Source organism: Treponema sp. OMZ 857 (genome assembly GCF_024181085.1).
GTDB lineage: Bacteria > Spirochaetota > Spirochaetia > Treponematales > Treponemataceae > Treponema.
In genome coordinates this window covers 2807496-2833750 of record NZ_CP051147.1, presented here as the reverse complement: position 1 = coordinate 2833750, position 26255 = coordinate 2807496, and the positions used below count along the sequence as shown (strand labels likewise).

21 protein-coding genes are annotated in these 26255 nt (G+C 44.0%); 9 read left to right on the top strand and 12 right to left on the bottom strand.

Annotation, left to right across the window (positions count from 1 at the left end):
- Positions 1–67: 67 nt before the first annotated feature.
- Both E4N66_RS12930 and E4N66_RS12925 read right to left on the bottom strand, forming a co-directional pair.
- Entirely contained in the window at positions 68–1618 is a 1551-nt protein-coding gene (locus E4N66_RS12930) for a BCCT family transporter (protein WP_253729459.1), read from the bottom strand.
- The gene (locus E4N66_RS12925; RefSeq protein ID WP_044017043.1) at positions 1611–3392 is read right to left on the bottom strand and encodes a phosphotransferase; all 1782 of its coding nucleotides are present in this window, start codon (positions 3390–3392) and stop codon (positions 1611–1613) included. Before E4N66_RS12925 ends, E4N66_RS12930 begins: the two co-directional genes overlap by 8 nt.
- 197 nt (positions 3393–3589) lie before the next feature.
- On the opposite strand from E4N66_RS12925, the gene E4N66_RS12920 reads away from it, so the two are divergent.
- Entirely contained in the window at positions 3590–5461 is a 1872-nt protein-coding gene (locus E4N66_RS12920) for an MFS transporter (RefSeq protein WP_371922421.1), read from the top strand.
- A gap of 36 nt (positions 5462–5497) precedes the next feature.
- On the opposite strand, the gene E4N66_RS12915 is transcribed toward E4N66_RS12920, so the two are convergent.
- From E4N66_RS12915 to E4N66_RS12900, 4 genes are all read right to left on the bottom strand, one after another.
- Positions 5498–5998: a hypothetical protein gene (locus tag E4N66_RS12915; RefSeq protein ID WP_044014271.1), complete on the bottom strand. Its 501-nt coding sequence runs from the start codon at positions 5996–5998 to the stop codon at positions 5498–5500.
- Between the two features lie 44 nt (positions 5999–6042).
- The gene (gene malQ / locus E4N66_RS12910) at positions 6043–7764 is read right to left on the bottom strand and encodes a 4-alpha-glucanotransferase (RefSeq protein ID WP_253728397.1); all 1722 of its coding nucleotides are present in this window, start codon (positions 7762–7764) and stop codon (positions 6043–6045) included.
- Positions 7765–7803: 39 nt separating this feature from the next.
- Positions 7804–8280 (bottom strand): hypothetical protein, encoded by a 477-nt coding sequence (locus E4N66_RS12905; RefSeq protein ID WP_253728396.1) that lies wholly within the window; start codon positions 8278–8280, stop codon positions 7804–7806.
- A gap of 293 nt (positions 8281–8573) precedes the next feature.
- The gene (locus E4N66_RS12900) at positions 8574–9017 is read right to left on the bottom strand and encodes an Hsp20/alpha crystallin family protein (RefSeq protein WP_044014277.1); all 444 of its coding nucleotides are present in this window, start codon (positions 9015–9017) and stop codon (positions 8574–8576) included.
- Between the two features lie 513 nt (positions 9018–9530).
- Here E4N66_RS12900 and E4N66_RS12895 point away from each other — a divergent pair.
- On the top strand, positions 9531–10700 hold the full coding sequence (locus tag E4N66_RS12895; RefSeq protein ID WP_253728395.1) for a type III PLP-dependent enzyme: 1170 nt from the start codon (positions 9531–9533) through the stop codon (positions 10698–10700).
- A gap of 51 nt (positions 10701–10751) precedes the next feature.
- Here E4N66_RS12895 and E4N66_RS12890 read toward each other — a convergent pair whose 3' ends face one another.
- Both E4N66_RS12890 and E4N66_RS12885 read right to left on the bottom strand, forming a co-directional pair.
- Positions 10752–11177 carry a flavodoxin gene (locus tag E4N66_RS12890; RefSeq protein WP_044014283.1) on the bottom strand — a complete coding sequence of 142 codons (426 nt, stop codon included), beginning with the start codon at positions 11175–11177 and terminating at the stop codon, positions 10752–10754.
- Between the two features lie 51 nt (positions 11178–11228).
- Entirely contained in the window at positions 11229–11813 is a 585-nt protein-coding gene (locus tag E4N66_RS12885; RefSeq protein WP_253728394.1) for a DUF3793 family protein, read from the bottom strand.
- A gap of 219 nt (positions 11814–12032) precedes the next feature.
- Between E4N66_RS12885 and E4N66_RS12880 the strand changes: the two genes are divergently transcribed.
- From E4N66_RS12880 to E4N66_RS12850, 7 genes are all read left to right on the top strand, one after another.
- Positions 12033–12470: a GAF domain-containing protein gene (locus E4N66_RS12880; RefSeq protein WP_253728393.1), complete on the top strand. Its 438-nt coding sequence runs from the start codon at positions 12033–12035 to the stop codon at positions 12468–12470.
- A 28-nt stretch (positions 12471–12498) separates the two neighbouring features.
- Entirely contained in the window at positions 12499–13947 is a 1449-nt protein-coding gene (locus E4N66_RS12875) for a TolC family protein (protein ID WP_253728392.1), read from the top strand.
- Positions 13948–14013: 66 nt separating this feature from the next.
- A complete protein-coding gene (locus E4N66_RS12870) occupies positions 14014–15480 on the top strand; it encodes an ATP-binding protein (RefSeq protein WP_253728391.1) in 1467 nt (488 codons plus the stop codon).
- Positions 15477–16475, top strand: coding sequence for an efflux RND transporter periplasmic adaptor subunit (locus E4N66_RS12865; protein WP_253728390.1), 999 nt, complete (start codon positions 15477–15479; stop codon positions 16473–16475). Before E4N66_RS12870 ends, E4N66_RS12865 begins: the two co-directional genes overlap by 4 nt.
- A gap of 22 nt (positions 16476–16497) precedes the next feature.
- Positions 16498–17262, top strand: coding sequence for an ABC transporter ATP-binding protein (locus tag E4N66_RS12860; protein WP_253729458.1), 765 nt, complete (start codon positions 16498–16500; stop codon positions 17260–17262).
- Positions 17255–18475 (top strand): ABC transporter permease, encoded by a 1221-nt coding sequence (locus E4N66_RS12855; RefSeq protein ID WP_253728389.1) that lies wholly within the window; start codon positions 17255–17257, stop codon positions 18473–18475. Before E4N66_RS12860 ends, E4N66_RS12855 begins: the two co-directional genes overlap by 8 nt.
- 291 nt (positions 18476–18766) lie before the next feature.
- The gene (locus tag E4N66_RS12850) at positions 18767–19990 is read left to right on the top strand and encodes an ABC transporter permease (protein ID WP_253728388.1); all 1224 of its coding nucleotides are present in this window, start codon (positions 18767–18769) and stop codon (positions 19988–19990) included.
- 70 nt (positions 19991–20060) lie between these two features.
- On the opposite strand, the gene E4N66_RS12845 is transcribed toward E4N66_RS12850, so the two are convergent.
- The 4 genes from E4N66_RS12845 to E4N66_RS12830 are packed head-to-tail and all read right to left on the bottom strand — an operon-like array spanning position 20061 to position 26148.
- On the bottom strand, positions 20061–20750 hold the full coding sequence (locus E4N66_RS12845; protein WP_253728387.1) for a hypothetical protein: 690 nt from the start codon (positions 20748–20750) through the stop codon (positions 20061–20063).
- Between the two features lie 4 nt (positions 20751–20754).
- A complete protein-coding gene (locus E4N66_RS12840) occupies positions 20755–21918 on the bottom strand; it encodes a DUF8084 family protein (protein WP_044014299.1) in 1164 nt (387 codons plus the stop codon).
- Positions 21919–21950: 32 nt separating this feature from the next.
- Entirely contained in the window at positions 21951–25418 is a 3468-nt protein-coding gene (locus tag E4N66_RS12835; protein ID WP_253728386.1) for a tetratricopeptide repeat protein, read from the bottom strand.
- Positions 25411–26148 (bottom strand): tetratricopeptide repeat protein, encoded by a 738-nt coding sequence (locus E4N66_RS12830; protein ID WP_044014303.1) that lies wholly within the window; start codon positions 26146–26148, stop codon positions 25411–25413. The genes E4N66_RS12835 and E4N66_RS12830 overlap by 8 nt, the downstream gene beginning before the upstream one ends.
- Positions 26149–26255 lie beyond the last annotated feature (107 nt).

The window sequence follows — 26255 nt, the reverse complement described above, 5'->3', positions numbered from 1 at the left end:
TTGAGATAATCAGCCTTACCGCTCAGAATAACTGTCTTCGATTGCTGCAAAAAACAGTCTGATGCGTTTACCCTGCCTGCCCGTTCTTTGCATCTTTAAAAAAGCTGACGATAATACAGATCATAATGATGCCGAGCGGAAAGGCGGCGATAATCGATAAACTTTGCAGCTGACTCAGATTGCTGCCGGTAAGGATGAGTGCAGCCGGCAGCAAGATAAAGACAACCGACCAAAATGCGCGTAAGCTTTTTTTAGGTTCGCTGCCTTCAAGCTGCCGCTGCGAATAAGATGCTATAACCATGGTAATTGCATCGAAAGTACTCGCATAGAGAGCGATCATCGTGATGATGAGCAGCACTAAACCGGCTTTCGCAAACGGCAGCGTTTCCAAAATGCTTAAAATAATCTCGTCTGGAGGGATACCGGCAGCAAGCCGTTCGGCAGCCGGTAATAATCCATGTGTTTCCAAATAAAGTCCGTAGTTCCCCAGCACGATAAACGAGCAATAGGTTCCCGCGATGCCGCACATAAGTCCGCCCAGTACGGTATTCCGTACCGTCCGCCCTTCAGAGATTGTTCCGATAAAGAACGGCGTTGCGACAAACCACGCAATCCAATATGCCCAATAAAAAATTGTCCACTGCTGCGGGAACCCTGTACCGTCTGCACCCGAAATCCGCAGGGGATCCATCCATGTGGAAAGCGAGATAAAGTTTTGCAGCATCTTCCCTATGCCGGTTATGCTTGTTTCGATAATATAGAGTTTGGGACTAAACAAAAACACAAATACAATGAGGCTGGAAAAACACACAACAGCAACCTTTGCCAGATGAGAAATGCCTTTTATTCCAAGTAGAACAGCTGAGGTATATACCGCTGCAATAATGCAGAGCACAGCTAATGTCAGCTCCCGTGATTCGGGAATGCCGGAGATGGTGGAAATTGCCAGCGATAACAACGGTGTTGCAAGCGTGAATGTTGTCGCGGTTCCCGCTAAAAGCCCCACGACCGAAAACACATCGATGACGGTACCGAGTGTCCCGTCGATTTTACTGCCGAAAAGAGGGCGGCACGCTTCGGAAAGTTTTTGCTTTTTCCGCTGCCGTACATGGAGCATATAGCCAAATGCAACGGCACATACGATATGGAAGCTCCACGGGGTAATGCCCCAGTGGAATAGCGGGTACGTTGCCGCCCAATCTTGTCTTTCTGCGGCCGTAAGCATTCGGTGTCCGAACGGTGATGCTGTGTAGTAATATCCCCATTCGATAAGCGACCAATACAAAATATCTGCAGCCATCGTGGAGGTAAAGAGCATAGCACCCCATGTAAAATTACTATAGCGCGGTTTATCGAGAGAGCCTAACCGTATTGCTCCGTATTTTGAAAAAGCAAGATAGAATGCGGTACACACTACTCCGAAACCGAGAAGTATATAAAAGAAACCGAGTTTGTTGACAAAAATATTCCATAAACTATCGATAGCCTTCATCGATTGCTGCGGAAAGGTAAGCAACAGTGCCGCAATGCCGGTTACAATGACGAGCGGCAAAAGGGTAATAATCCAGTCGATTTCTTCGAAACCGTGCGTGCCTTTGTTATGTTTACGATTATTCATCATTCGTCTCTTCTTTCCGATCATCTGTAAACTCCGTCATCTGCATCACTTGCTTGTAATAATCTTTTGCGTACCGGTACATCTTTAACCCGTACTCGCCGAAATTTTCTCCCAGCGCTTGTTTATAGCATGTCCACAGCGCCCATAAGAATCCTGCAAGCGCAACATAGATATAGACACGCAGTTTTTCTTCGCCTTCCGGATCGCGGCGGAAATAACGATGCATAAGATCGTTTATTTGCGCTTCGGAAAAGTAAGAGTAAATGGAAAACATTGCGAGGTCAGCCAGCGGGTCGCACATCGCAGCGTATTCCCAATCGATCAGTTTTACCTCACTGTCACTGATAATAAAGTTATCGCAGATTAAATCGATATGAGTTAGTACCTCCGGTTTTTTCAGCGTATCGAGTAAATCAAGCAAAGTGTTCATCTTTTCCCGGATTTCGGCATAATCATAGAAAAGAATACCGTGCTTTGCTTCCGCTTGCTTTTCATAAAAATTAATCCGCTCTCTAAAATTAAAGCGGTGTCGTACCGTAATACCGGAGGTATGCAATTTACGCGCAATCCACATACACGCTTCCAAATCATCCGGATTGTGGGGATCAGCGATATGCATATTTTCTTCAAACTGACTGATTTTTACCCCGGTCATTTGATCAAAATAGATAATCTTATCGGATATGCCGAGCGGCTCAATCGCCTTATACACTGCATGTTCCTGTTTTCGGTTGATAAGAATATCAGTACCGGCGCCCGGAATGCGGAAAATATATTTGTTGTTATTCAGTTCAAATATGAAAGATTTATTAGTCATACCAAGCCGTAGCGGGCGCAAATTTTTAATTTGCATTTCAGGCTGCCCGAATACGCGGGAAATCATTTCCATCCATTTATTCTGTGTGGAAACCATGTATGATGTATCGAATTGACGCAGCTCTTCCAAGGATTCAAATTCATATACTTGATTAGCGGGTTGTTTATTTGCGAACATCGTCAGCGTATTTAAATGACGGCTCAATACGTCTTCCCAGTACCAGTCGTCGGTATCCTCACGGTGATAGGCTTCTTCAATCATCGGACGAATGGCATCGGAAAAAGCACGCGAAAAATAGACCGGCCCGTACATTACCCATGCGTTCCTACCGCCGATCTTTACCTTCATTATCTTGTCGTGTAAACCGAGCTGCAATACCCATTCATTGGTTTTTTCGTTCATTTTTACGGACGAATACCATGAATCGTATTCATACGCATGATACATATTTTTCCGCAGCCAGTTGTCGCTGGATAAAATATAAGTGTTTTTGAGTCTGTCTCGGACGTGATACAGTGTTGAAAGGTTGTTTTTGCTTTCAAAATCGGGATTATACACAAGTTTTACATTGTATTTATCGATGAGGTATTCAAAGGTCTCTTTCAGATAACCGACGACTACCGTGATATCGGTAATACCGACTTCTTGTAACTGCTTGATTTGGCGTTCAATCATCCGTTCGCCGAAAACTTCCAATAACCCTTTGGGAATGGCGTAGGTGAGCGGAATAAAGCGTGAACCGAAACCCGCGGCCATGATGATGGCATTATCAACCTTGCATGAATCGTATTCGGTATGAGCTTTAATGGTTAAAACTTTTTTGCCGATGGCAGGTAAGCCGTTCGTCTTAAGAAGGCTGTCCTGTTCCATAGAAAAAAGAATTTGATTGACATACGCGAGCGATATTTTTAAGGTTCCGGCAATTTCACGTTGCGTGATGGCCGGATTCTTTTTCATTAACTCGATAATCTGAAAATATCGTTTTTTCATATAGAATGAAGTATATTTCAGTTTTTGTTCACTGTCAATGACAAAACGTCGAAGAACTGAACAAAAAAGATAATAGACGAAGAATTTGTCTATATTTCAAAAGACTGATTGTAATAGAAGAAACCTTATTGTATCATAGACGCATGAATATAAAGGAAAGAAAAATGACATGGCGTACATACCTTGCCTATGGCGGCGGGGATTTGTACGGCGGCGGCTGCTTTTTTATTGTTACGACATTTTCAATGTATTATTTGGTAAACGTTATCGGGCTGCATCCGGCGTTGGCAGGGTTAATTCCGGCGATCGGTAAGGTGTGGGATGCAGTTTCCGACCCGATGATGGGATATATTGCCGATAACACGCCGCAGACACGGTTCGGAAAGCGGCGCCTGTGGTTTTTGGTTTCCATTATTCCGATAGCCCTATCGTTTATTCTGATCTGGTTTCCGGTTACGATAGAAAGTCAAACGGGAAAATTTATTTTTTATACCGTTGCCTATATCATCTTTTTTACTGTTTCAACCGTTTCTTATATTCCGTACGCAGCGCTCAGCGCCGAAATAACAAAAGATTTTTCGGAGCGGAATAAACTGAACAGCACTCGTCTGATGTTTTCGTTTGTTGCAACGCTGCTCGGCGGGTTATTAGCGCAGCCTATTATCGATCATTTCAACGGAAGTGCCCAAGGGTATTTTATCATGGGCTGCGTATTTGCGCTCATCTTTGCACTCCCGTGGATTCCGCTCTATGTTGAAACATGGGAACTTCCTCAAGATGAAGCTGGAAAAAAATCGACTCAGTCGTTTATAAAAAATTTCTTGTCGCTATTTCAAAATAAGTCATGCAGAATTCACATTACGATGTACGTGTGTTCTTTCGGTGCACTTGATATCTTTATGTCGTTTGTGCTCTTTTATATTGTTGACTATTTAAATAAGGGCAGCATCTTTGTCATTGCGCAGGGAAGCCTTCTCATTACTATGATGGCAGCCTTACCGGTGCACAGCTATTTTATCAATCGGAAAGGACATAAGCCTGTCTACATTACAGCGCTTACCGTATTCATCCTCGCTATTTTATTGATGGGGCTGCACACTCCTACTTCCGGTAGTGTTTGGGTAATACTGAATATGGTACTTATGGGAATAGGTATATCGGCGAATAACTTAATACCGCATCAGCTGCTGCCGTTTATTTCCGATATAGACCGCGTGATGAGCGGGAAGCAGCGAGCCGGTACCTATTCGGCGGCGATGACGCTTTCGCGAAAGTTATTTTTAGGCTTAATTATTATGCCGACCATCGGCATTGGGTTGAGCAGAATAGGATATAAAAATCCCGTACCTTCAATTTTGACGCAAAGCCAATTTGCAGAAGCCGAAGCGCTCTGTAAAAATACCGCGACACCGTTTTCGGAAATAGAAAAATATTACACTTTGTATGAAGACAGCAACCTGCATCTAAAATATATCAGTAAAGATACCGACGGCATAATAAAAAATGTTTACAAAAAACACAAAAATACTGCGAGTGCTGAGACAACTGCTTTTTTTGAAAACACTGTTTCTTTTACAGAGATTCCGATAAATATCTTTGATGATTTTATCGTACCGTCGTTTCATACCGGAGACTTTGCTCAAGCCGATAATAAATTCCTTGTAGTGTCTTCGTACAGGAAAGACGGAAATAGTTATAAAAAAATAGCTCCGCCTGAGTTTTATACAAAATCCGATTTATATGATTTGAAGGTGTTATTGGATACGATTGATTTTAAGTATTCGGGCATTGGGCAGGTTCAAAAGCCGCTGCAAAAACAAGAAACACTCAATAAAATCAGATTGATGTTCATTGTGCTGCCGGTTTGTATGCTGCTGCTCGGCATTTTGTTTGCTTCGCAATTTAAAGTTACACCGGAAAATCACCAAATCATTTTGAACGAAATCAAGCGGCTTGAATCCGGCGGGAAAAAAGAAGATACCGATGCAAAGACAAAAGCCGTATGCGAGTTGCTAATCGGGAAAAAGTATTGCTGAAGGGAGTACACGTGAAAAGTGCGATAGCCGTGCCGGTTACCCCCTCATCGCTTCTACCTTAGCAATAATTTGCCAATTTTTTTCATCGGTGAGTATTTCTTTTCTCCACTTAAATGACGATTGAGTAATATCGGAAAATATGTATCGCATAGCATGGTCGGTATTTTCGGTGAGGATAATTTCATCACCGTGTTTTTCAGCGGTAAGCTGGAATGCCCCACCCATACACCCGTAAAATATATCCCATAGTCCGGTTTTAGGATTGTAAATTCTGATTGTTGTACCATATTCCGCATCGGGCTGGGGGTGTATCTTTCTTTCATTCCGGGAGGGGACGATAAACGTGTCTTGAACTGCGGTTCCATCAAGTACCCGTGAAAACAACCATTCTCCCTTAACACTTCGCATTTCGGCGGAGTCCAAATGATCTATCCACAGGATGTTCCATGTACCGATAAGTGCACCGAATATATCTCGGTCTTGCGGAACTTTCTCATTCCGTGAATCGCTATAAAGAGATTCTAAAAACGCGTTCATAAGATCATTTCTCCATTTAGATTGTCAAAATAAAGACTCTGTAACTATATCTTCCCGCACCTGCCGGATGCAATAACTAAATCGCTCAGCCATTCGGCACATTCCGGGGTAAGCAAACCGCGCGGCATGCGCCATGTCCAGTTTTTCCCAAGGGTAGAAGGTTCGTTCATGCGCGCCTCTGCCCCCAGTGCATACAGGTCTTGGAACGGAATAACGGCAAAGACTGCTACCGAGAAAAACGCTTGCTTAATCAGCTCGGCACAGAGGTCGTCTTTAAAAGCAGCGGCTTGCAAGGCTGTCCCGTCGTCTACTGCAGGAGACACCGCATCGGACGTGCCGTGCCGTGCTGCGGTATACTCCGCCGAAAACAGCTCGTCGAGCAATTCTACGGCAGGTTTTTCACCGTAGAGGTAGAACAACAGTACTTCAAAATCATCCCGTGAGAGTGTGTCGAGCCATGCCCGCAATGTAGTGTTATCATGCGTACCGGTGTACACGACAGCATTTTGCGTATACCGGTGCGGTAAAAAGGCATCAGTAAAGCCTACTTCCCGTACCTCTGCGGCGCTAAAAGCGAACTGTAAGATTTTCATTCCCGGCAACCGGAAGTCGTCGCGAAGACGCTCCACCTGCGGGGTAATAACCCCAAGGTCTTCGGCAATAATCGGCAAACCTTTGGCATATTCGCTGTTCTTTTTGAGCAATGCGCGCTGTACCGCTTCAAAAAACTGATGATCGGGGCCGGGCCGCCATTCGCCTTTTTCCGCAGTCGGAGCGCCGAAGGGTACCGCCCAATACGCTTCAAAGCCCCGGAAGTGATCGATACGAATATAATCGACGAGTTCCAAACATGCGTCAATGCGGTCAATCCACCAGCGGTATTTATCGGCCTTCATCGCCTCCCAATTATAGAGCGGGTTTCCCCATAGCTGTCCCGTTGCGCTAAAATAGTCGGGCGGTACTCCGGCAACCGCTGTCGGTACGCCGTTTTCATCCAGCTGGAAAAGTTTTTGATTCGCCCATACATCAGAAGAATCAGGGGCTACGAAAATCGGGATATCCCCGATAATCGAAATACCTTTTTCATTCGCATAGTGCCGAAGCCGCGTCCACTGTTCAAAAAAGAAAAATTGAATAGCCTTATAGCGGTCAATCTCGTGCCGATGTTCCTGCGCCCAACGTTTTAATGTCTCTATGTCGCGGCAGGCAAGTGCCTTCGGCCAATAGTTGTTCCACAATTTTCCGGATACGCATTCTTGAGCTGCCTGCGCATCGTATACTTCTTTAATCGACATGAAGAGCGCATAGTCGTCAAGATGTTTATTCGCCTTTTGAAAACGCCGGAAGGCCGCTTTCAATTCTGCACCGGCGGCACCACCGTCTTTAATCCTATTAAGAAATGCCGATGCGGCTTTTTTTAAGAGCGGTATTTTCCAATAGACTACCGAACCAAAGTCGATATTACCATTTGTAGAGAGGTACTCCGGTAACTTGATATCATCGGCAGTCAAATATCCTTGCTCCGAAAGTGTTTCCAAGTCGATCAACAGCGGGTTCCCGGCAAAGCTCGAAAATGCCGCATAGGGAGAATCCCCATAACCGGTCGGACCGAGAGGTAATACCTGCCATAGCCGTATATGCGCGGAATGAAGCCAATCGATAAAATTATATGCGGATTTTCCAAGAGTTCCTATTCCTTCATTACTGGGGAGGGAAGTCGGGTGCAGCAGAATTCCTGCCGAGCGGTTTAAAAGCTTTTGGGTCATAATACCTCCGGTAGGCAGATTAAAGTTCAAGTATTTCTATTAATATTCGCCGGACAGAAGCGTTATGGAAAATAATTCTTTGCCGTTTTTATCCATATAGATATAAATCACGGTAATACCGTCTTTTCTTATTTGATAGATCATTTGATTTGTTTTCAGTTTTTCTTTTACCATATTTTCTACTGATTTCTGTACAACGCCCCACATTTGTTCATTCATGTCTTCATAAACACCGCCGGAAAAAAGATATGTGTATACAAGCGCATGCTGTTCCTCTTTATACTCGAGCTTTGTGAGAGTGGTTGCTTCATCAATTTCCAGGGGGCATTGCTTCGTTACCCCTTCTGCCATGGCATGATATAAACCGGCTTTTGAATTTGTATTTTCGGTAGACGTGCGGGGCTTTTCTTTTGCCTTAGCAGCATTATTTGCCGTTTGGCAAGATGACAGACAAACCCAACACAAGGCAAGAACTATTGATAATACGATCCGTTGCGTGTTTTTCTGCAATTTCATATATGACCTCCCATTAAAAATCTCAAAGTTTTCGAGACGCTCTATACTGAAAGAATGTACCACACTTTTCGGTTTATGAAAAGATAATGCGGCAGCGGTATCATATTGATAACCTGTATCTGTTTAGATTAAAAAAGAGTGTTTTTATGATATAACGTATACCTTCGGTATTATACGAATAGATACGATTGATATTTCGAAAAAAAAGCCCTCCGCATACTTATCATGCAGAGGGCTTTTCACTTAGTTTCTACGGCTTCGGTCAATCGCAATTCCGATTGATCGGGAACCCCTTAGTTTGATTTTATCGCAATCTGCCGGCGGGGAGCAATCTCCTTGCGCGGTATATTGACGGTTAACACGCCGTTTTTAAAGCCGGCTTCAACCTTGTCTTGGTCGATATCTTCGGGCAGCGTAAACCGTCTGACAAAACGGCGTTGTGTGCGTTCACGGATAAGGAATTGTTCGCCGTTGGGTTTTTCTTCCGTCTCTTTTGTTTCCTCATGGCTGGAAGCAACCGTCAAAACGCGTTCTTTTAAGTGAATAGTAACATCTTTTTCCGTATAACCGGGAAGATCGATATCCATAATATAGGCGCCGCTTGTTTCGCGCACGTCAACAGTCGGATAAGTTGCATTCGCCAACGGACTGAAAACGCCGAAATGGGAGTTGTCGTGATTTAATGAGTCAAGCATAGAGTCCGCAAATAAGGGATTAAAAATACTGAGTGAGTTCATAGTTTTCCTCCAAAAGGCTTTGTTATAATAGGACTTTTAGAAAGTCCTTGAAGTTTTTCAACTTCACTTATTATCAAGCAATAAGCGTGCCAAGTTTAATTATAGAAAACCTCGGTGTATATGGCTGTTTTTCCACAATAATTCAGCGTATACAGTACAAACAGCAGTTAAAACAGGTTCAAAACCGATTCTTTTCTCAATTTTTCGAAACTCAAACAGCATTTCAACCCCTGATTATGCTCTTTTTCCGGCACACTGTGTCATTTTATACACCATATTGAGTCAATATTTTCGATATAAATAAAACTCTGTGTCATTATGAAACATATTTAACAGTGTCGTAACTATCGCTCTTTTTTTTCTATTTTTCTCTTTAAAAACAGAAAAAATCGGTTATACTATCTCTTATTCATTTGTTGACAGATAAAAACAATATGATTATGGTAATACCTCTCTTATAGCGAAAGCTATGTTAATATCACCATAGTCCCAGAGACGCATCCGGAGGCGGGCATGAATGTAACCGATTATCTTAGCGAAACCGAATGGAAAAGGCTGCTGCAGTTTTCCGAAAAACTTGAAACGCCCTGTGTTGTTATCAATTTAGATCGAATTAAAAAAAATTATCTTGAATTAAAGAAGTTCTTTTCCACTGCGGATATTTATTATGCGGTGAAGGCAAATCCTCATGAGGAAGTTTTAAAGCTTCTCATTGAGCTGGGAGCAAACTTTGACATTGCCTCACGTTATGAACTTGATAAGATCCTTGCCCTAGGGATAACCCCTGACCGTCTCAGTTATGGCAATACGATCAAAAAAGCAAAGGATATTGCCTATTTTTACGAAAAAGGCGTTCGACTATTCGTTACCGACAGTAAAGATGATTTAAAAAACCTCGCAAAATATGCACCCAAATCGTATGTCTATGTCCGCATCTTGGTTGAAAACACCAATAGCGCCGACTGGCCGCTTTCCCGTAAGTTCGGCTGCCATCCCGATATGGCCTACGATCTCTGTATTTTAGCGAAAGAACTGGGGCTTATTCCTTATGGTATTTCATTCCATGTCGGCAGCCAGCAGCGGGATATCGGGCAATGGGACGATGCTATTGCAAAAACAAAGTATCTGATGAGCTCTCTTGAAGAAGAAGAAGACATTGAACTCAAGATGATCAATATGGGCGGCGGATTTCCTGCTTCGTATGTTGTGCCGACCAATGAGCTTTCCGAATATGCAAGCGAAATTAACCGATATCTTGACGACGATTTCGGCGATGAACGTCCCCGTATCATCCTTGAACCGGGACGGTCTATGGTTGGCGACGCTGGCGTTCTTGTTACCGAAGTTATCACCGTTTCGCGAAAGAACAATACAGCTTTGCAGCGTTGGGTCTATGTTGATGCCGGCGTTTTTAACGGATTAGTGGAAACACTGAACGAAAGTATTAAGTATCCTATCATAACCTCAAAGGATTCAAATTGCAGTAGACGCGGTGAGGTGATTCTTGCAGGACCGACCTGTGATAGTATGGATATTATGTATGAAAAGCATAAATACCAACTTCCAATTAATCTTAAACCGGGGGATAGGGTCTACTTTCTGAGTGCCGGTGCATATACGGCAAGTTATGCATCTGTGGAGTTTAACGGCTTTCCTCCGCTTAAAACCTATATTATGAAATAAAAAACGGCACAAAGAAAAGTTCTTTGTGCCGTCTATTACCGCATTGTACGGTTATTTCGCAAAGCGTTCGCCGAATTCCTTGCACTTTTTCTGTGCCTCTTCATCGGGATCGTCATAAGCAATGAGTCCTTCTTCAAACACATCGGCTCCATCGCGCTTTGCCCGTTCTACCCAAGTCTGCATCCATTCGCCATCCGCCCATTCGTAAGACCCGAACAGCGCGATTTTGCGTCCTGAAAGCTTATTTTCGATAGAAGCAAAGAACGGTTCAAATTCATCCGGTTCAAGTTCCTCAGACCCCATCGCAGGGCAGCCGAAGGCGATTTTGTCATAACTATCTAATTTGTCCGCACTGAACTGCGAAACAGTGAATAATTCCGCCTCTGCTCCGCCTGCTTTCAGTCCGTCCATAATACAATGAGCCATTTTTTCGGTATGACCGGTTCCGCTCCAAAATACTACTGCAACTTTTGCCATAGAAAACTCCTTATAAAGTGTGATGAGAATAATATAAGTATTATTCTACTGTTAGGCAACACAAACTATCTCAAAGATAGTCATGCCGCTCTTTATCTGTAAAGCAAAACGCTCTTTACATTCCGTATATTGATGAAACACTTGTAATGCCTGTTCGGGATTGCTGTATACTTTCCAATACCCGCAAAACAGACAATTTCGGCCTCCTGTTTTTACATACTGCATTACATCATCTGCAGGATAGCCTAAAAAAAGCCCGATTTCATGCGGAAAGTTTTTTCCTTGCTCTCTGCTCCGTGTTCCTATAAAACCAGACATCCGCTCTTTTAATCGTATAATAATTGCATCAAGCCCGCATTCCGGCTGATACCCGAAATACCGTAGCGCTGCAAACACTTTCGGCTGGCAGCAAAAATGAGCAAGCAAATCCTTCCGATATACTAATACTTGAGCACGATCTTCGCATACGCAAATCGGAGTAAAATATATTCCTTGGTCATTTAGCATTGCATTATAAGCATCGCACCATTGAATATCGGCACTTGGAAACGACACGAGATTCGCCGGCTTAATTCCTGCCAGACAGGGGGCGGCATGACGAGCAAGGGCTGCCTCAACGTAAGCGTACGGTAACATATTCTTATTATGAGCATAGAACCCGAAAAATGTCAACTGGAAGCAACAGCGATTTTCGAGCAAATGCACCAATTTGTGCTGATGAAACGGCTTTAAATGCTTGAATATTATACTTGACAATATATTATATTATAAATAGTATTATACTATCCAAAGAAACACTGCTAACCGTATTAAAAACGGTTTCCCTTGGTTAAAGATAAAAGTAGGAGCAACCCAATGAAAGAAAAATTAGCTCAATATCACTCATTAATCGAAAGCGAAGCCGATATTATCGCGGTAATGGCAAATACCAGCGCTTTTATTATGGAAAATATCTCCGGTTTAAACTGGGCGGGTTTTTATCAAATGAAAGGTGATGAATTGGTACTGGGGCCATTTCAAGGCCGACCGGCTTGCTATCGAATTAGTCATGGAAAAGGCGTCTGCGGTCATTGTGCAGTCAGTCGAAAAACGATCATGGTACCCGATGTACACGCTTTTCCAGGGCATATTGCCTGTGATGCAGCAAGCAAAAGCGAATTAGTTGTACCGATTATTCACAATGGTATTTTATTCGGTGTAATTGATCTCGATGCACCCAAGTACGATCATTTTACCGATGCTGACAAGCGCCTTATCGAGGCTATTGCCGAGATATTTTCCCAAAAATTATAAAAACTGCTGCAAGGAGTTATTCGCCTCTATGAAAAAGATTGCTTGTATAACGATATGTTTATCCGCGGCCATTGCCCTTTTTGCTCAAACGGAAACAGGGGTGGCTCAAGATTCAGTGTATCAAAAACTCTTGCAGTACCGTGTTGAACACGACAGCCATTACCGGCAGCTGCAAATGCAGGCGGATATTGCAGCCAATAAAGCAGAAAAAGCAAAAACCGAATCGTTAGTAACAATGGAAGTCGGCAGCGGAAATACGCAGCTTGTTCTTAATACGGATGCGAATAAACGAGGTATTACAACCGAACCGTATGCAAATATCGCATTACCTTCGTACAATAATACAGGCATAAAACTGAGCGTACCGTACAGTAAAGTAGGGCAGCGGCAAGAAACCGGCGCCGAGGTTTCTGTGTCTACCGATATCTATTCCAAAAATGCAGAAGCAAAAAAATATACGCTTAACCTTGCGCAATCCGCGGCAGATCAAGCGCGGCGGGCAAAAGAAGAAGGTTTGGCGCTTGCTGAAAAGCAGTTCCTTCAAGATATTCAGCAGCTTTTGGACGATTATACAACACTGCTTGATAAAGAACTGAGCGAAGTAAAAGCTGAGATTCAATATAATCAAACAAAGGCACAAGGCTATGCCGACAGTTCTACAAAAATGCGTACGGCCAATTTAGAGCGGTTGGGTGCAAAACGGGAACACCAGAATGCGGATTTTAACTTTTCGGCGTCATACCATGTTTTTGCGGAAAGCTGCGGACTTTCAACCGATGAGGCACCTCAAACGTTTTTAACGTCGCTATGGGATTCCATCCCCATACAAAAGGCCACGGATATTGAACAGTATCCTCAAACTGCTTATAAAAAACTTGTTGAAGCGGAACAGCAGCATACTCAAAATGCGGCTAAACGGGATATTGAGCTGTCTCCGTTTTCCATCGGGGCAGATGCCGGTTATAAATTGCGTAATACGAAAATCGGCAACGCCTCCGCAAAAAATGAGCATTCCGTCTTAGGCGGATTGAGTATGCAATTCCCCGGAGGGAAGGCGTACACCGGCGTCGAGGTTCCGCTTTCCGATCCTAAAAACACGGCAATTAAACTGTCATTCAGCTGGAATCCTTTTTCAATTCAGTATCGGAAACTCGATAAAAAAAATGCAGAGCTTGAAGATGCGATTGAGCGGCTTAAAATTGAAGATGCAAAGGAAGAGTATCAAAAACAGCTCCATACCAATAAAACAGCGAAGGAGCAGATGATATGGCAGCAAACGGCAACAGCGGATGAATTAAGCATCTATAAGCAAAATGCCGATGACCATGCCCAATGGTACCGCAATGGTGTTATCAGCAAGGTTGAAAGCCTGCAAGCAGAACTTGAGTATAAAAAAGCGGAAGTCCGCTATGCAAAGGCTAAAACAGCCGTTATGATTTTCAATATCGATACGGCGCTGCTGTTTGAAAAGCGATAATGCAATACTATCAGGAATAAATCTAAGGACAGCCTCTAATGAGAGGTTCTTATAAGGCAAAGAATTATGAAAACGGAAAAGCATAAAGAGCAGCAGAATGTAGAATGGAAAGCTGAATGGAAGGAAGAGTACCTCAAATGGATATGCGGCTTTGCAAATGCGCAAGGAGGCAAAATATATATCGGTAAAGATGATAAGGGTGAGACGGTCGGCCTAAAAAATGCAAAAAAACTGCTGACGGATATTCCCAATAAAGTACGAGACGTATTAGGCATCATTGTCGATGTAAATTTACATACCAGCCATACTAAAGAGTATTTAGAGATCAGTGTTTCTCCGAGTTCATATCCGGTTAATTATAAAGGGGAATATCATTATCGCAGCGGCAGTACAAAACAGTTGCTCAAAGGCGCTGCTCTTACGCAATTTCTGTTTGAGCGTACGGGACTTACCTGGGATAGCGTTCCGATGGAAAACCTTGATATGAAGGATTTTTGGCACGACAGTTTTGCTCTTTTTCGTAATCAAGCACTCCTGAGTAAAAGGATGGACGAGAAAGATTTACAGATAACCGATGCCCAGTTATTGGATCATTTAGGTCTTGTCAAAGACGGGCATGTTTTAAGAGCTGGTATGATGTTGTTCTATCAAGACCCTGAAAAATGGATTAATGGCGCGTATATCAAAGTCGGTTATTTTAAATCAAATACCGATATTGCATATATGGATGAAATTCACGGGTCATTGATTAGTCAAGCGGAAAAAGTAATCGATTTATTGTTTACAAAATATTTGACAGCTGATATCACGTATGAAGGTGTTACCCGTATTGAAACATATCCGTTCCCTAAAGCCGCAATTAGGGAGGCGGTGTATAATGCGATTGTGCATAAAAATTATGCAACTCAGATTCCTATCCAGATTAGCGTATATAAAGATAAATTATATATTTCCAACGACTGTATCCTGCCTGCAGGCTGGACAGTCGATACGTTGATGAGTAAGCATCGTTCAAAACCATTTAATCCGAATATTGCGAATGGTTTTTTCAGAGCCGGTTTAATAGAAACATGGGGGCGCGGTATCGAAAAAATCTGTGAGGCATGTATTGAACACGACACTCCTATACCCAAGTACACTGTACACCCGGAAGATATTATGGTGATGTTTGAATGCTGTAAAAAAGAGATACATGCCGGTGTCGTATGGGAGAAGCCGCAGAGATTCTATGATAAACGGTATGAATATCGCATGAATACCGACATGAATACCGACATGAATACCGACATGAATACCGACATGAATACCGCTGTCGGTGCTTCTACTGATGATACTGTGATCCAAAGAGTATTGCATTTTCTGATACAATACCCCAAGAGCACGCAAAAAGAAATCAGTGAAAAACTTGAGGTAACGACCCGGACGGTCGAACGTACAATTGCAACATTAAAAGAACAAGGATATATCAAAAGAGCTGGGAATAACCGTTCCGGATATTGGGAGATTAAAAAATATAATTGGAGGACACGATGAGTATCAATAAAAAGCCGCTGACGACACGGCAGCGAAAATCGCGGAAAACGAGAATTATTGTTATTGTATGCATAGCGGCGTTAGTAGGCGGCTGGTATATTTTTATGAAGCCTAAAAGCACAAAAACAGGTGATTTACCACCTTTAACGGTAAAAAAGGAAATCGAACACAATCAAATTGAGGTGTCCGGTTATATCGAAGCCGCGCAGACGCAGATTTTAGAAGCGCCCGGCGAGGGGTTTATCGAACAGGTTCTGGTAAAAGAAGGCGACAGAGTAAAAAAAGGCGCACTCTTGTTTGCGCTTGATACCGATAAACAAAGCTATGATGTTGCCCGGCAGTCATTTGTAATAAAACAAGAACAAATAAACGGTTCCTCTCAAAAGTTGAGCTTGATGGAACAGGAATTGCGGCTTCTGGAAAAACAGCTCGCTGACCGCAAAGTGTATGCAAAATTTGACGGCATTGTTGCGGCTTTCACGATTTCGCAAGGACAATACGCCAAGGCAAAAGATACCTTCGGTACGTTGATTGACCGGAGTTTTCTTAAAGCCACGGTCGAAATTGCCGAAAGCGATGCATCCCGCCTTGCAGTCGGACAAAAGGTTGATATGACATTCCCCGCCGAACCGGATATTAAAGTACAGGCGGAGGTTATCTCCTATCCGGCAATAGCGCGGCTGACCAGCCTTGGGCGGACGGTTGTCGATACGCTCATCCGGCTGGATAATCCACCGGAAAAAATTCTTCCCGGTTATTCTTTTAATGGAACCATCGTAACCGGCGCCGACTCCGAAGCGCTCATTGTAGAGCAAGATGCCATCCGTTATGTGGAGGGGAAGCCGTTTGTCGATAAAATCGATGGCAATACCACACAGGAAATTGCGGTAACTGTTGAACCGTATATTAAAGGCTTTGTGAAGATTCTCTCCGGCGTGCAAGAAAACGATGTGCTGAAAAATCAAGCAAAGCCGAACAACGGCAGAGATTTCTAGGAGACGAGCAGTGAAACCAGGGATGATTGTCTCCCTTGATTCGGTGGTAAAAACCTTTTTTATGGGAGAAAACGAAGTACATGCCTTGCGCAGCGTCTCGTTCGATATACCGGAAGGGAGCTTTGTTTCGCTTATGGGGCCATCCGGGTCAGGTAAAACGACGTGTATGAATATGATCGGCTGCCTTGACCGCCCGACGGCAGGGGCAATCTATGTTGACGGAGAAAACACTGCCGAAATGACCGAAAAAGATTTGGCATTTTTGCGGAATAGAACGATCGGGTTTGTCTTTCAGCAGTATTTTCTCCTGCCCACGCTTACCATTCTTGAAAACGTGATGCTGCCGCTCCGGTATCAGGGGCTGCCTGCCTCCGAACGGAAGAAACTTGCCGCCGAAGAACTGGAGAAAGTAGGATTGAGCAACCGCCTCAAGCACCGCCCGAGCGAGCTGTCGGGCGGACAAAAACAGCGTGTCGCTATTGCCCGCGCCCTTGTAACCCGGCCTAAACTGATTCTTGCCGACGAGCCGACCGGAGCGCTGGATTCCGAAACGGGACAATCTGTACTCGACCTTTTTTTCGATATAAACCGGCAAGGCACGGCGGTTATCATCGTCACTCACGATCCTGACATCGGTGCAATGGCACCGCGCTCCATCCACCTTAAAGACGGGAAAATCATCTCCGACACGGCGGTGCCGGAGATGAAAGTATGTACAACGGATACGACTGTCGGGACAGATATAGAAAAGCATACATCAGACACTGCGGACGGCTCTCATGTTTGAAGATATCCTTTCAGCCTTGCAGAACTTCCGGCACAATAAAATGCGCACACTTCTTTCGCTTTTAGGGATTATGATCGGAGTATGCTCGGTTGTTATTACAATGAATTTGAGTCGTTCGCTGGAAGCAAGCGTTGCTTTAGTGTTTAAAGATTTAAGCAGTTCGATAGTTGCCGTGTGGCCTTCGTCGTGGCGGAATTCTGCCATTACCTTTAACGACCGCTATGCCGATATGCTGAGAAAACGGGTGCCTCAGATAAAGCGTGTGTTCGGATTTGATACGTTTAACGCTTCGGTGATGCGCGGCCGCCTGAATGCCGGATCTAAAGAATGCTACGGCATAGAATACGGATACATGGAAGCGCAGAAATGGCATCTTGAATACGGCACGCTTTTTACCGCTTCCGATTTTATGACAGGCGCGCAGAAGGTTATTATCGGGGAAGATATTGCAAAAGGTTTATTTCCGGAAGGAAGCGCCGTAGGTAAAACGCTGACGCTGTCGGTGGACAATGGAAATGCTGCGCCGCTCCTTTTTACGTGTACGGTTATCGGCGTGCTCAAAACAAAACAGACGACGGTAGGGCAGATGCAGCGGTTTGTATTGATACCGCATTCATTTATAAGGCTGCAATTCGGCCGAAAGGAAGCTGACTCGGTTGATGTTGAATTGTACGATACCATAATGGATATCGAAGCTGTTGAAGAGGCGATTAAAGCAGCCTCCGACGAATATGCAAACAGTAAAAATGCGGTACGGATATGGTCGGCGCAGTCGATGCAAAAACAGGTTCAGAGCAGTCTTGCGATGATTGCCGCCGTGCTGTCCGGTATTGCAGGGCTTTCGCTGTTGATAGGCGGTGTCGGTATTATGAATATCATGCTCGTAACGGTTGCGGAGCGGCGGCAGGAAATCGGCATCCGTAAAGCAATCGGCGCTACGACGGGGGCTATCCTTTCGCAGTTCTTAACGGAATCGGCAGCCATCAGTATTGTCGGCGGCGGTATCGGTCTTGCAGCAGGTTTTTTAATCAGTCTTGTCGCCGTTACGCCGATTTTATCTCAGTTTTCAGGCGGAAGCGACGTTGTGTTATCGTTCAATATGCGGGGCGCGTTGATGGCGTTTTTGATTTCTGCAGGCGCAGGTATTTTCTTCGGGCTGTACCCCGCATGGCAGGCCGGCAAACTCGATCCCGTCAAGGCGTTGGAAGAATAAGTGTACATATAATCTACGATGTTTGCCGAACGGCAAACTCGGAATTAAATTAAGGCACACTATTTGTGTGGCTTAATTTAATATTCCTTTTGTGCAAAATTTTGAATAAAATTTTGCACTATTTTTAGAAAAGAGGGGTAAACGCATCAGGCCGAGTAGATATAAATCGCGGAAAAATTGAGACTGTGAGACCATTTGAACCGCGAAGAGGTTCAACTCTGGTCGAATAGTATCAATTTTTCCGCGGGGATATAAAAAATCAGACTGATGCGTTTACCCTGAGGATCAGCTATGTTAGAAGATTTTATCAATGCGTTCGGCAATTTCCGCAGCAAAAAATTGCGGACGGTACTGTCCCTTTTAGGAATTGCAATCGGCGTTACCGTTGTGACGGTTATCAGCAATATCGGCAGCTCTATGCAGACAAGTATGGCGAAATTATTTAACCTTGATGCGATGAATATGATTCAAATTGAGCCTCGGTGGGATTTTGATAAACAAAAACATCATATCAAATTGAGCGAAAAATACCGTGAAGCATTGGAAAAAAATGTACCGTACGTAAAAAACGTATTTTATTCAGGCTTTTTCAACGCAACGGTTTCGCATAATTCGTTTTATCTGAAAAATCAGCGGATAGTAGGCATCGAATACGGCGCACTTGAGGCAAACGGGTACGAATGGTCTTATGGAAAAAGTTTTAGTCTTGATGATTTTGCGAATCGCCGGCATAAAATTATTCTGGTTGAAGATGAAGCAAAGGTGCTATTCCCCGAAGGAAACGCTATCGGGAAAAGAGTTACGCTTACCGTTCCGTATAATCAGGGACGCCAGTTTATTCCATTTTCGTTTGAGGTATGCGGTGTTGTAAAGCCGCGCAATCGGTTTTCCAGTATCGGTTCTTTTATGGTGCCGCGGTCATTTGTTGCAGAGGATATGGGTATCGGCAAAAATGATTCTGATCTCGCTTCGGTGCAGATTTACGATCCGGCATATATTGACGAAGCAACGACGCAGATAAAGGCATTTTCCGATTCGTTTGCCAAAACAGAGAACGCCTTATGGACGTTTTCGGAAAAAGATCTGATGAATCAAATCAATTCGCAAATCGGGCTGGTCAGCGTCGTACTTACCGTGATTGCAGTTATGTCACTTCTGGTCGGCGGTATCAACATTATGAATATTATGCTGGTTACCGTAACGGAGCGGAAAAAAGAAATCGGCATCCGCAAGGCGCTCGGCGCAAGCGAAGCGGTAATACGCAATCAGTTCTTGGTGGAGTCCGCGACGTTGAGTTTGACGGGAGGCATATTCGGTATGCTGCTTGGCGGAGGGCTTAGCATGCTTTTGGTACAAACCGTCTTTCAGTCCGACAATTTCACGATGGTCTTTTCCCCGAATATTAGCGGTTCGGTTATTGCATTTGCCGTGTCCATAACCATCGGTATTTTCTTCGGTTTGCGACCGGCGGTTAAAGCCGCGCGGCTGGATCCGGTTAAAGCATTGGCGGATTAACATGGCAGCCTATAAACACAGTCAGCTTATAGACTTCCTTCATACCGGTATCTAAACTGTTTTATTCCGGCTAAGGCAACGGGAGCGGTGCACTGAGAAAGCCGATGGATTGATCTGTATTTTCTCCAAAGCACTGGATATACCGTGCATCCGTAGGTTTATTCTCAAACGTTGTAAGCGCGCCGTTTTGCCGGTCAGTGCCGTTCGTTTGCAGTTGATATACGGTAAGAGGTTGTAAATCAGCACTCAACATAATCAATGAAAAATATGAACACGCACTGCTATCGGTAATGTTCAGCGTCCATTGCTCGGTTTCCAGTGTAAATTCAAATGGTAAAAAAGTGATTATCTGCGGCGCTTGCAGTGAAAAGGTTGTCTCCGTTTTATTTCCGCCCAAGTCGGACGCGCTCAGCGTATATTGTCCCGCAGGAAAAAAACGGCGGGGATACTTAAACTTATTTGAACCGACCCATTGTGCATTCTTGGAATATCCTGTTTCCTGTAAAAAAACGGTGGTTTCCCGATGGAGCGCCCATTCAAGACCGGTAGTATCTTCACGCAGCGTCAAGTCTTTATAATCATTTCTGCCGTCACCGTCTTCAAGCAACATAAAAACGGCCAACCGCTCCGTTAAAGCCCCCTGTTGATTATAGCTATATATCCGCTGTTTTTTTACCAGTACAACAGTCGGCGTATTAAATGAACATGAAGCGTACAGTAAAACAGCTGATAACAGACAGATAAAAGACAGGTGCTTCATCGGCCTAGAACATAAAAGAAAGATTGACAACCGTTAAATCGGAAGCGGATTTACTCGCGCTAGATTCAAAGTGAACATTTCTGCTTTCGCATTGTTCTATAAGGTACGAAATATAATACATACCAAGACTGCATATATCCGATCCTTCCGGTAATGCACGGTAAAAGTCGATGAGCGAATTTTTATTAATATCCGCTTTTTTCATGTCGTTTATACTTGCTTTTATCGCTTCTGAAGAATCAGCTTTGTTATACACTGAAATTTGCATCTTACCCTGTGTACCGATCGAAGTGGTACTACCGCCTCCGATTTTCCATGAGACAAAGACCTTTACTTCCTTCCGTTTGAGTTCGGCAATAAGTAATTGGCGGACTTTCGGATCGAAAAGTGCATCTTGAGGATCTTCGATATTAGGGAATAGCTGCTTTGCCTCATTCCGCATATTTATATTTTCAGCACTTAAAATAAGCTCCATCAACACCAGCGAGATATATTCGGCTATCTTAGTTTTATCGATATATTCGGTAAGGCTGGTACGGATTGTCCGTATAATAAGGTCAAAATTCGGGGCTGCTTTAAATTTCGTAATGATAAACCAGATAAAAGGCCGCAGATTATTCAGGAATTTTTCACTCAGAAAAAGTTTCATATTTTTATCTGCGGGAGAAAGATCTTCTTTACTGATAAAGGCAGACAACGGAGCAAGAATTTCTTTTTTTGTTTTGTAAATGAGGTCTTCATTTTTCTTTAAAATCGCTGCCAGATATTGTTGATTGATGTGTGTTTTTTCATCAATAATATTTGCAGGATTGAGCCTGTTCCATTTCTTTATTACCGGCGAAGCCAAAATCTGTTTGAATATGAACATATCGTACTGCCGGTATAACAGGGAGAATACAATCAATTTTGATAAGTCCATAATTTCTTGGCGTGAAGCAACCAGTTCCGACTGCGAAATTTCAATCTTTGAAATATAGTTTGCGAGGATAAGGCGTTGAATGTTATCGGGCACAAAAGAATCCAGAGAGATTCCATACTCTTCAACATTCCCCGCCAGAGTAAACCGCAGCAGTTTCTTATTTTGCTTAATAAAGAAAGTTGAACCTTCCTGTGTTAAAACCAACTTAATAGGAAGATTTAATAACCGTTTCTTTTCTCCTGATGCCATAATCGTTGTCCTCGCCTTAAAGATACTATTTCTTAGAGATTAACCAATAACTTTCTCACTTCTGCTGCATAGCGGTAATTCGGTTTTTGCTTAAGCAACTGCTCAAAAATAGCCTTTGCCTCCGCTTTGTTATCTAAACTAATATACACTTTTCCAAGCTCATAGTAACTATCCCATGCTTGCGGATTTATTTTGATAATATCCCGATAGGTATCGCGTGCATTTTCTTTTAATCCTGCTGATAAGTAGACAGCTGCAAGATTTTGACGGGCATCGATATCTTTCGGCATAATTTTTATCGCATTTGTATAATAATCGATAGCTTTACCGTACTGATTTTTTAGCCCGTAGAGCTTTCCTAAATTCATATTCACTTCAAAGTTTGAAGGCTCCTCCCGATATGCGGCCAAGAGATGCTGTTCAGCACTGTCGAGATGACCGGCTTCAAGCTGAATCCGTCCAAGGTTGATACGTGGCTTGCTATAGTTCCCGTCAGCTGTAACCGCACGGGTATAGTAATCTTCAGCTTCGCGCAGCCGGTTGTTTTTTTCAAGTGCTAATCCATACGTGTATAAAAAGCGGGCGTCTTTATCGTTAACTGCTAAGGCTTTTTGTGCATTTTGTAACGCTTCTGCCGTCTTGCCGAGTTCAAGTTGTACCGCAGCAAGGTTATAATATGTTACCGGATCGGCATCACCGAGCGTTAACGCTTCTTTAAAATAGCGTTCCGCTTGTTGAGCATCTTTTTGTTTTGAATACACTTGCGCCATCTCTTTTAATGCTGAGGTGTTCGAAGGTTCCAATGACAACGCTTTTCGGTAGTTGTTAATTGCCTCACCGTAATTGCGCTTTTTATCCTGCATACGGGCCATTTCGATCCATGCCCTGACGTAATCCGGCTTTAACGCTGCGGCTTTTGAAAAGGCCGTAAGAGCGGCATCATTTGCGTTCATAATCTTGTGCGTCATACCGAGGTTGAAAAAAGCCGCTTCAAATTGCGGATTGGATTTTACGGCTTGTTCAAACGCAGTGCGCGCTTGCGGGTATTTTTTCTGTGCAAAATACTTTCTACCCAACTCATAATTATATTGAGCATTCTGCGGATCGAGCCGGCGAGCGGCTTCCAATTCCTGCACTGCAAGCGATCCATTGTTTTGGGCATCTGCAATTTGAGCATATACATAGTGAGCCTTGGCATCATCATTTTTAGAAGCTATCGATTTCTTAATATAGTCGGCGGCATCTTTTAACGCTTGGTCTTTATGGGCAGGAGAGGTCTTGGCAAGCGACTGCATGGCATCGACCATCTCCCTGTATTGTTCTGCCGCAAAAGCAGCATCTCCTGACGGTATTTGCGCCGCGGCTTTACTGAAAGCGCTTTGCGCTGCGGCAAAATTGCCGCTTGCTGCGGATTTTTTGCCTTGTTGCACCAGTGCATCTACTTCATGTTTTTTAGCCAGCAATTCTGCTTGTGCTTTTTGTGCAGCCTCCGCTTGGGCTGCAGCGCGGGCTTGTGCTGCCGCTTGCGCGTTTGCATTATTTGCGTCGGTATTTTTTTGCGGCGCGGCCTGATGCGTTTGCTGTGCAGTCTGCGATTTTGCAGCAGAATTTGCTTGCGCTTGCAGTGCCGATTGCGCGTCGGTAATTTTTGCAGCCAACGCTTGTGATTCGGAAGTATTTTTTGAAGCAAGTCCTTTTTTAATATACTCATCGGCTTTTTTCAAAGCACCCGATTTTGTCTGCTTGTCCGTCGAATTTTCCGCCAAGTTAAACATTGCATCAGCCATTTTGCGATAAGACTCTTCAGCAAAATCATCATCCTTGGGCATGAAGCGGCTTGCTCTGTCTAAAGCAAGAATAGCGTTATTCAGCTGTTTGCGTTGTGCTGCGGTTATTCCTTGCGCTATCAGATTTTCTACCTGCTTGTGTGCCGCTGTTTTCGGCTGTTCCTGCTGCTTACGCTGCGCCTCGGCTTGGGCAGCCTGTTCTTGCTGTTTACGCTGGGCTTCGGCCTTTGCCTGTGCAAGCCGCTCCTGCTCTTTGCGTTGTTCCTCGGCTTTCTTCTGCGCCGCGGCTTGGGCAGCCTGTTCTTGCTGCTTACGCTGGGCTTCAGCCTTTGCCTGCGCAAGCCGCTCCTGCTGTTTGCGTTGTTCCTCGGCCTTTTTCTGCGCCGCGGCTTGGGCAGCCTGTTCTTGCTGCTTACGCTGGGCTTCGGCTCTTGCCTGTGCAAGCCGCTCCTGTTCTTTCCGTTGTTCCTCGGCTTTTTTCTGTGCCGCGGCTTGGGCAGCCTGTTCCTGCTGTTTACGCTGGGCTTCGACCTTTGCCTGTGTAAGCCGCTCCTGCTCTTTGCGGACATCAAGTATTTTAGCGTAAAGATTACGGGCACTGGAGCTGTTCTGTGCAGCAAGCGCTGCTTTAATGTAGTTTTCGGCCTTATTCAGCGATGTCTGCACATCGTTTGGATTTGAGAGGTGCTGTGCAAGATTGAGCATTGCATCAGCCATCTCCGTGTATGAATCGCTTGCAAACTGTTTATTGTCCGGCATTGAGGCAGCCGCTCTATCGAATGCCGATGTGGCACTATTCAACTGCCGTTTGTTTACGGCGTTTTTCCCTTGTCCGATCAGTTCTACAACCTGTCTCCGCTGCTGCTCTGCTTGATCTTCTTTACGTGCGCGTTCTGCCGCTTGCTGTTGGGCTAACAGCGCCTGCTGACGCTTTGCTTCCGCCGCTTTTTGATATTCAGCTATAATATTACTATAGAGTTCGCGGGCATCCGTATTATTGCGGGCTGCAAGCGATTTCTTTATATACCGTTCAGCTTCATCCCGGGCTTTTTGAGCAGTCTGAGTATCGGACGTTGTTTTCGATAATAGAAAGAGGGATGATGCCATATCATGATACGATGCGGCTTCAAAATCTTTGTCATCAGGCATCGCTTCATCTGCGTGTTCAAAAGCGGTAAGCGCATTGTCCAGCTGATTTTTTTGAGCGGCACTTTTTCCTTGCACAATATAGCCGCGTACTTTATTACGGTCTTCTTCAAGTTTTTGATTTCCGATTGCCCGCGCTGTTTCCTGTTCCTGTGTTCCGCGGTTAAGCGCAAGCGCATCATAACCGAACACTCCCGGATAGGCACTCCCTGTTCCATCCGTTTGGCTATCCAATAAACTTTGCTGATTTTGTAGGTTACTTCCGTCTTGGGTACCATACTTTTTAGCAAGACTTTCATTTGCAGCTTGTGCAGCTAAAAGCCGCTCCTGTTGCTCTTGCGTAAGTTCATTACTGTCATTTTCGGCTGCGAAGAAACCGTTATTTCCTAAAATATCGGAAGATTGCCCGGAAGCGGTTCCAATAGCGCCGCCATTCAGTTCATTTGTTGAAATCGGTACGTTATTTGTCCCTTTCCCACCGAAAATAAGAGAGTACCCGCCCCAAATTAAAAGACATAGTACAATACCTGCTGCTGTTCCGATTAAATATTTGTGTAAATCATTCAAGATTATAATCCTCCGAATAGTCTAACGTTTCATCCGAACCGACAGAAAGAGAAGAAGCATTATCTACTGATTGTAAACTCGCATTTATTTCATCTTGCAGTTTTTTATACCGATCTTCTGCGGCTTTTCGTTCGGCTTCTTCCGCCAACCTCCGTGCTTCTTCTTGCATTCGAATCATTTCCGCTTCACGGTGTTCCGATTCTAGAAGCGATACCATACGCTGAATCGCCTGTCTTTGGGAAGTAGCGGGGTCGAGATTTAAATAAAATTTATAATCTTCCAATGCTTGCGGATATTGTTCCAATTTAATATAGGTATTCGCTCTATTCAATACAGCCGGCGGATAGGCGCGGCGCGCTGCCAAGGCCGCGGTATAAGCTTCTTCCGCCTCTGTAAACCGGCTTTGCAAAAAGTAAACATTTCCCAGATTATATGAGTAGAGATATGAGCCAGCCGCATCTTTACTTTTACCTGCCAACAGCTGCTGTTCGGCTTCCGCATATTTACCGAGGCTGATGTAGCACACCCCCAAATACAAGTTGATTTTAGAGTCGCCCTTTCCGTCTGTCATTGCCTTATAGAAAAGCGGTACAGCCTTATCCGGCTGATTATTCAGTAGAAATTTTTTGCCTTGCGTTAAAGCATCTTCTGTAAAGCCCGGTGCAACTATTATTAGATAAATAACAATCGAAATCAATTGTCGAGCCGATATACGGCAAATACGCTTCATTGACATTACCTCTCAAAAATTATACCATAAAATTATGTCTTTGTACCTTATTAGTTTCATTGGTGTCCTTGCTTTTTTCGTTCTATTATTAGCTTTTTTACTGATAC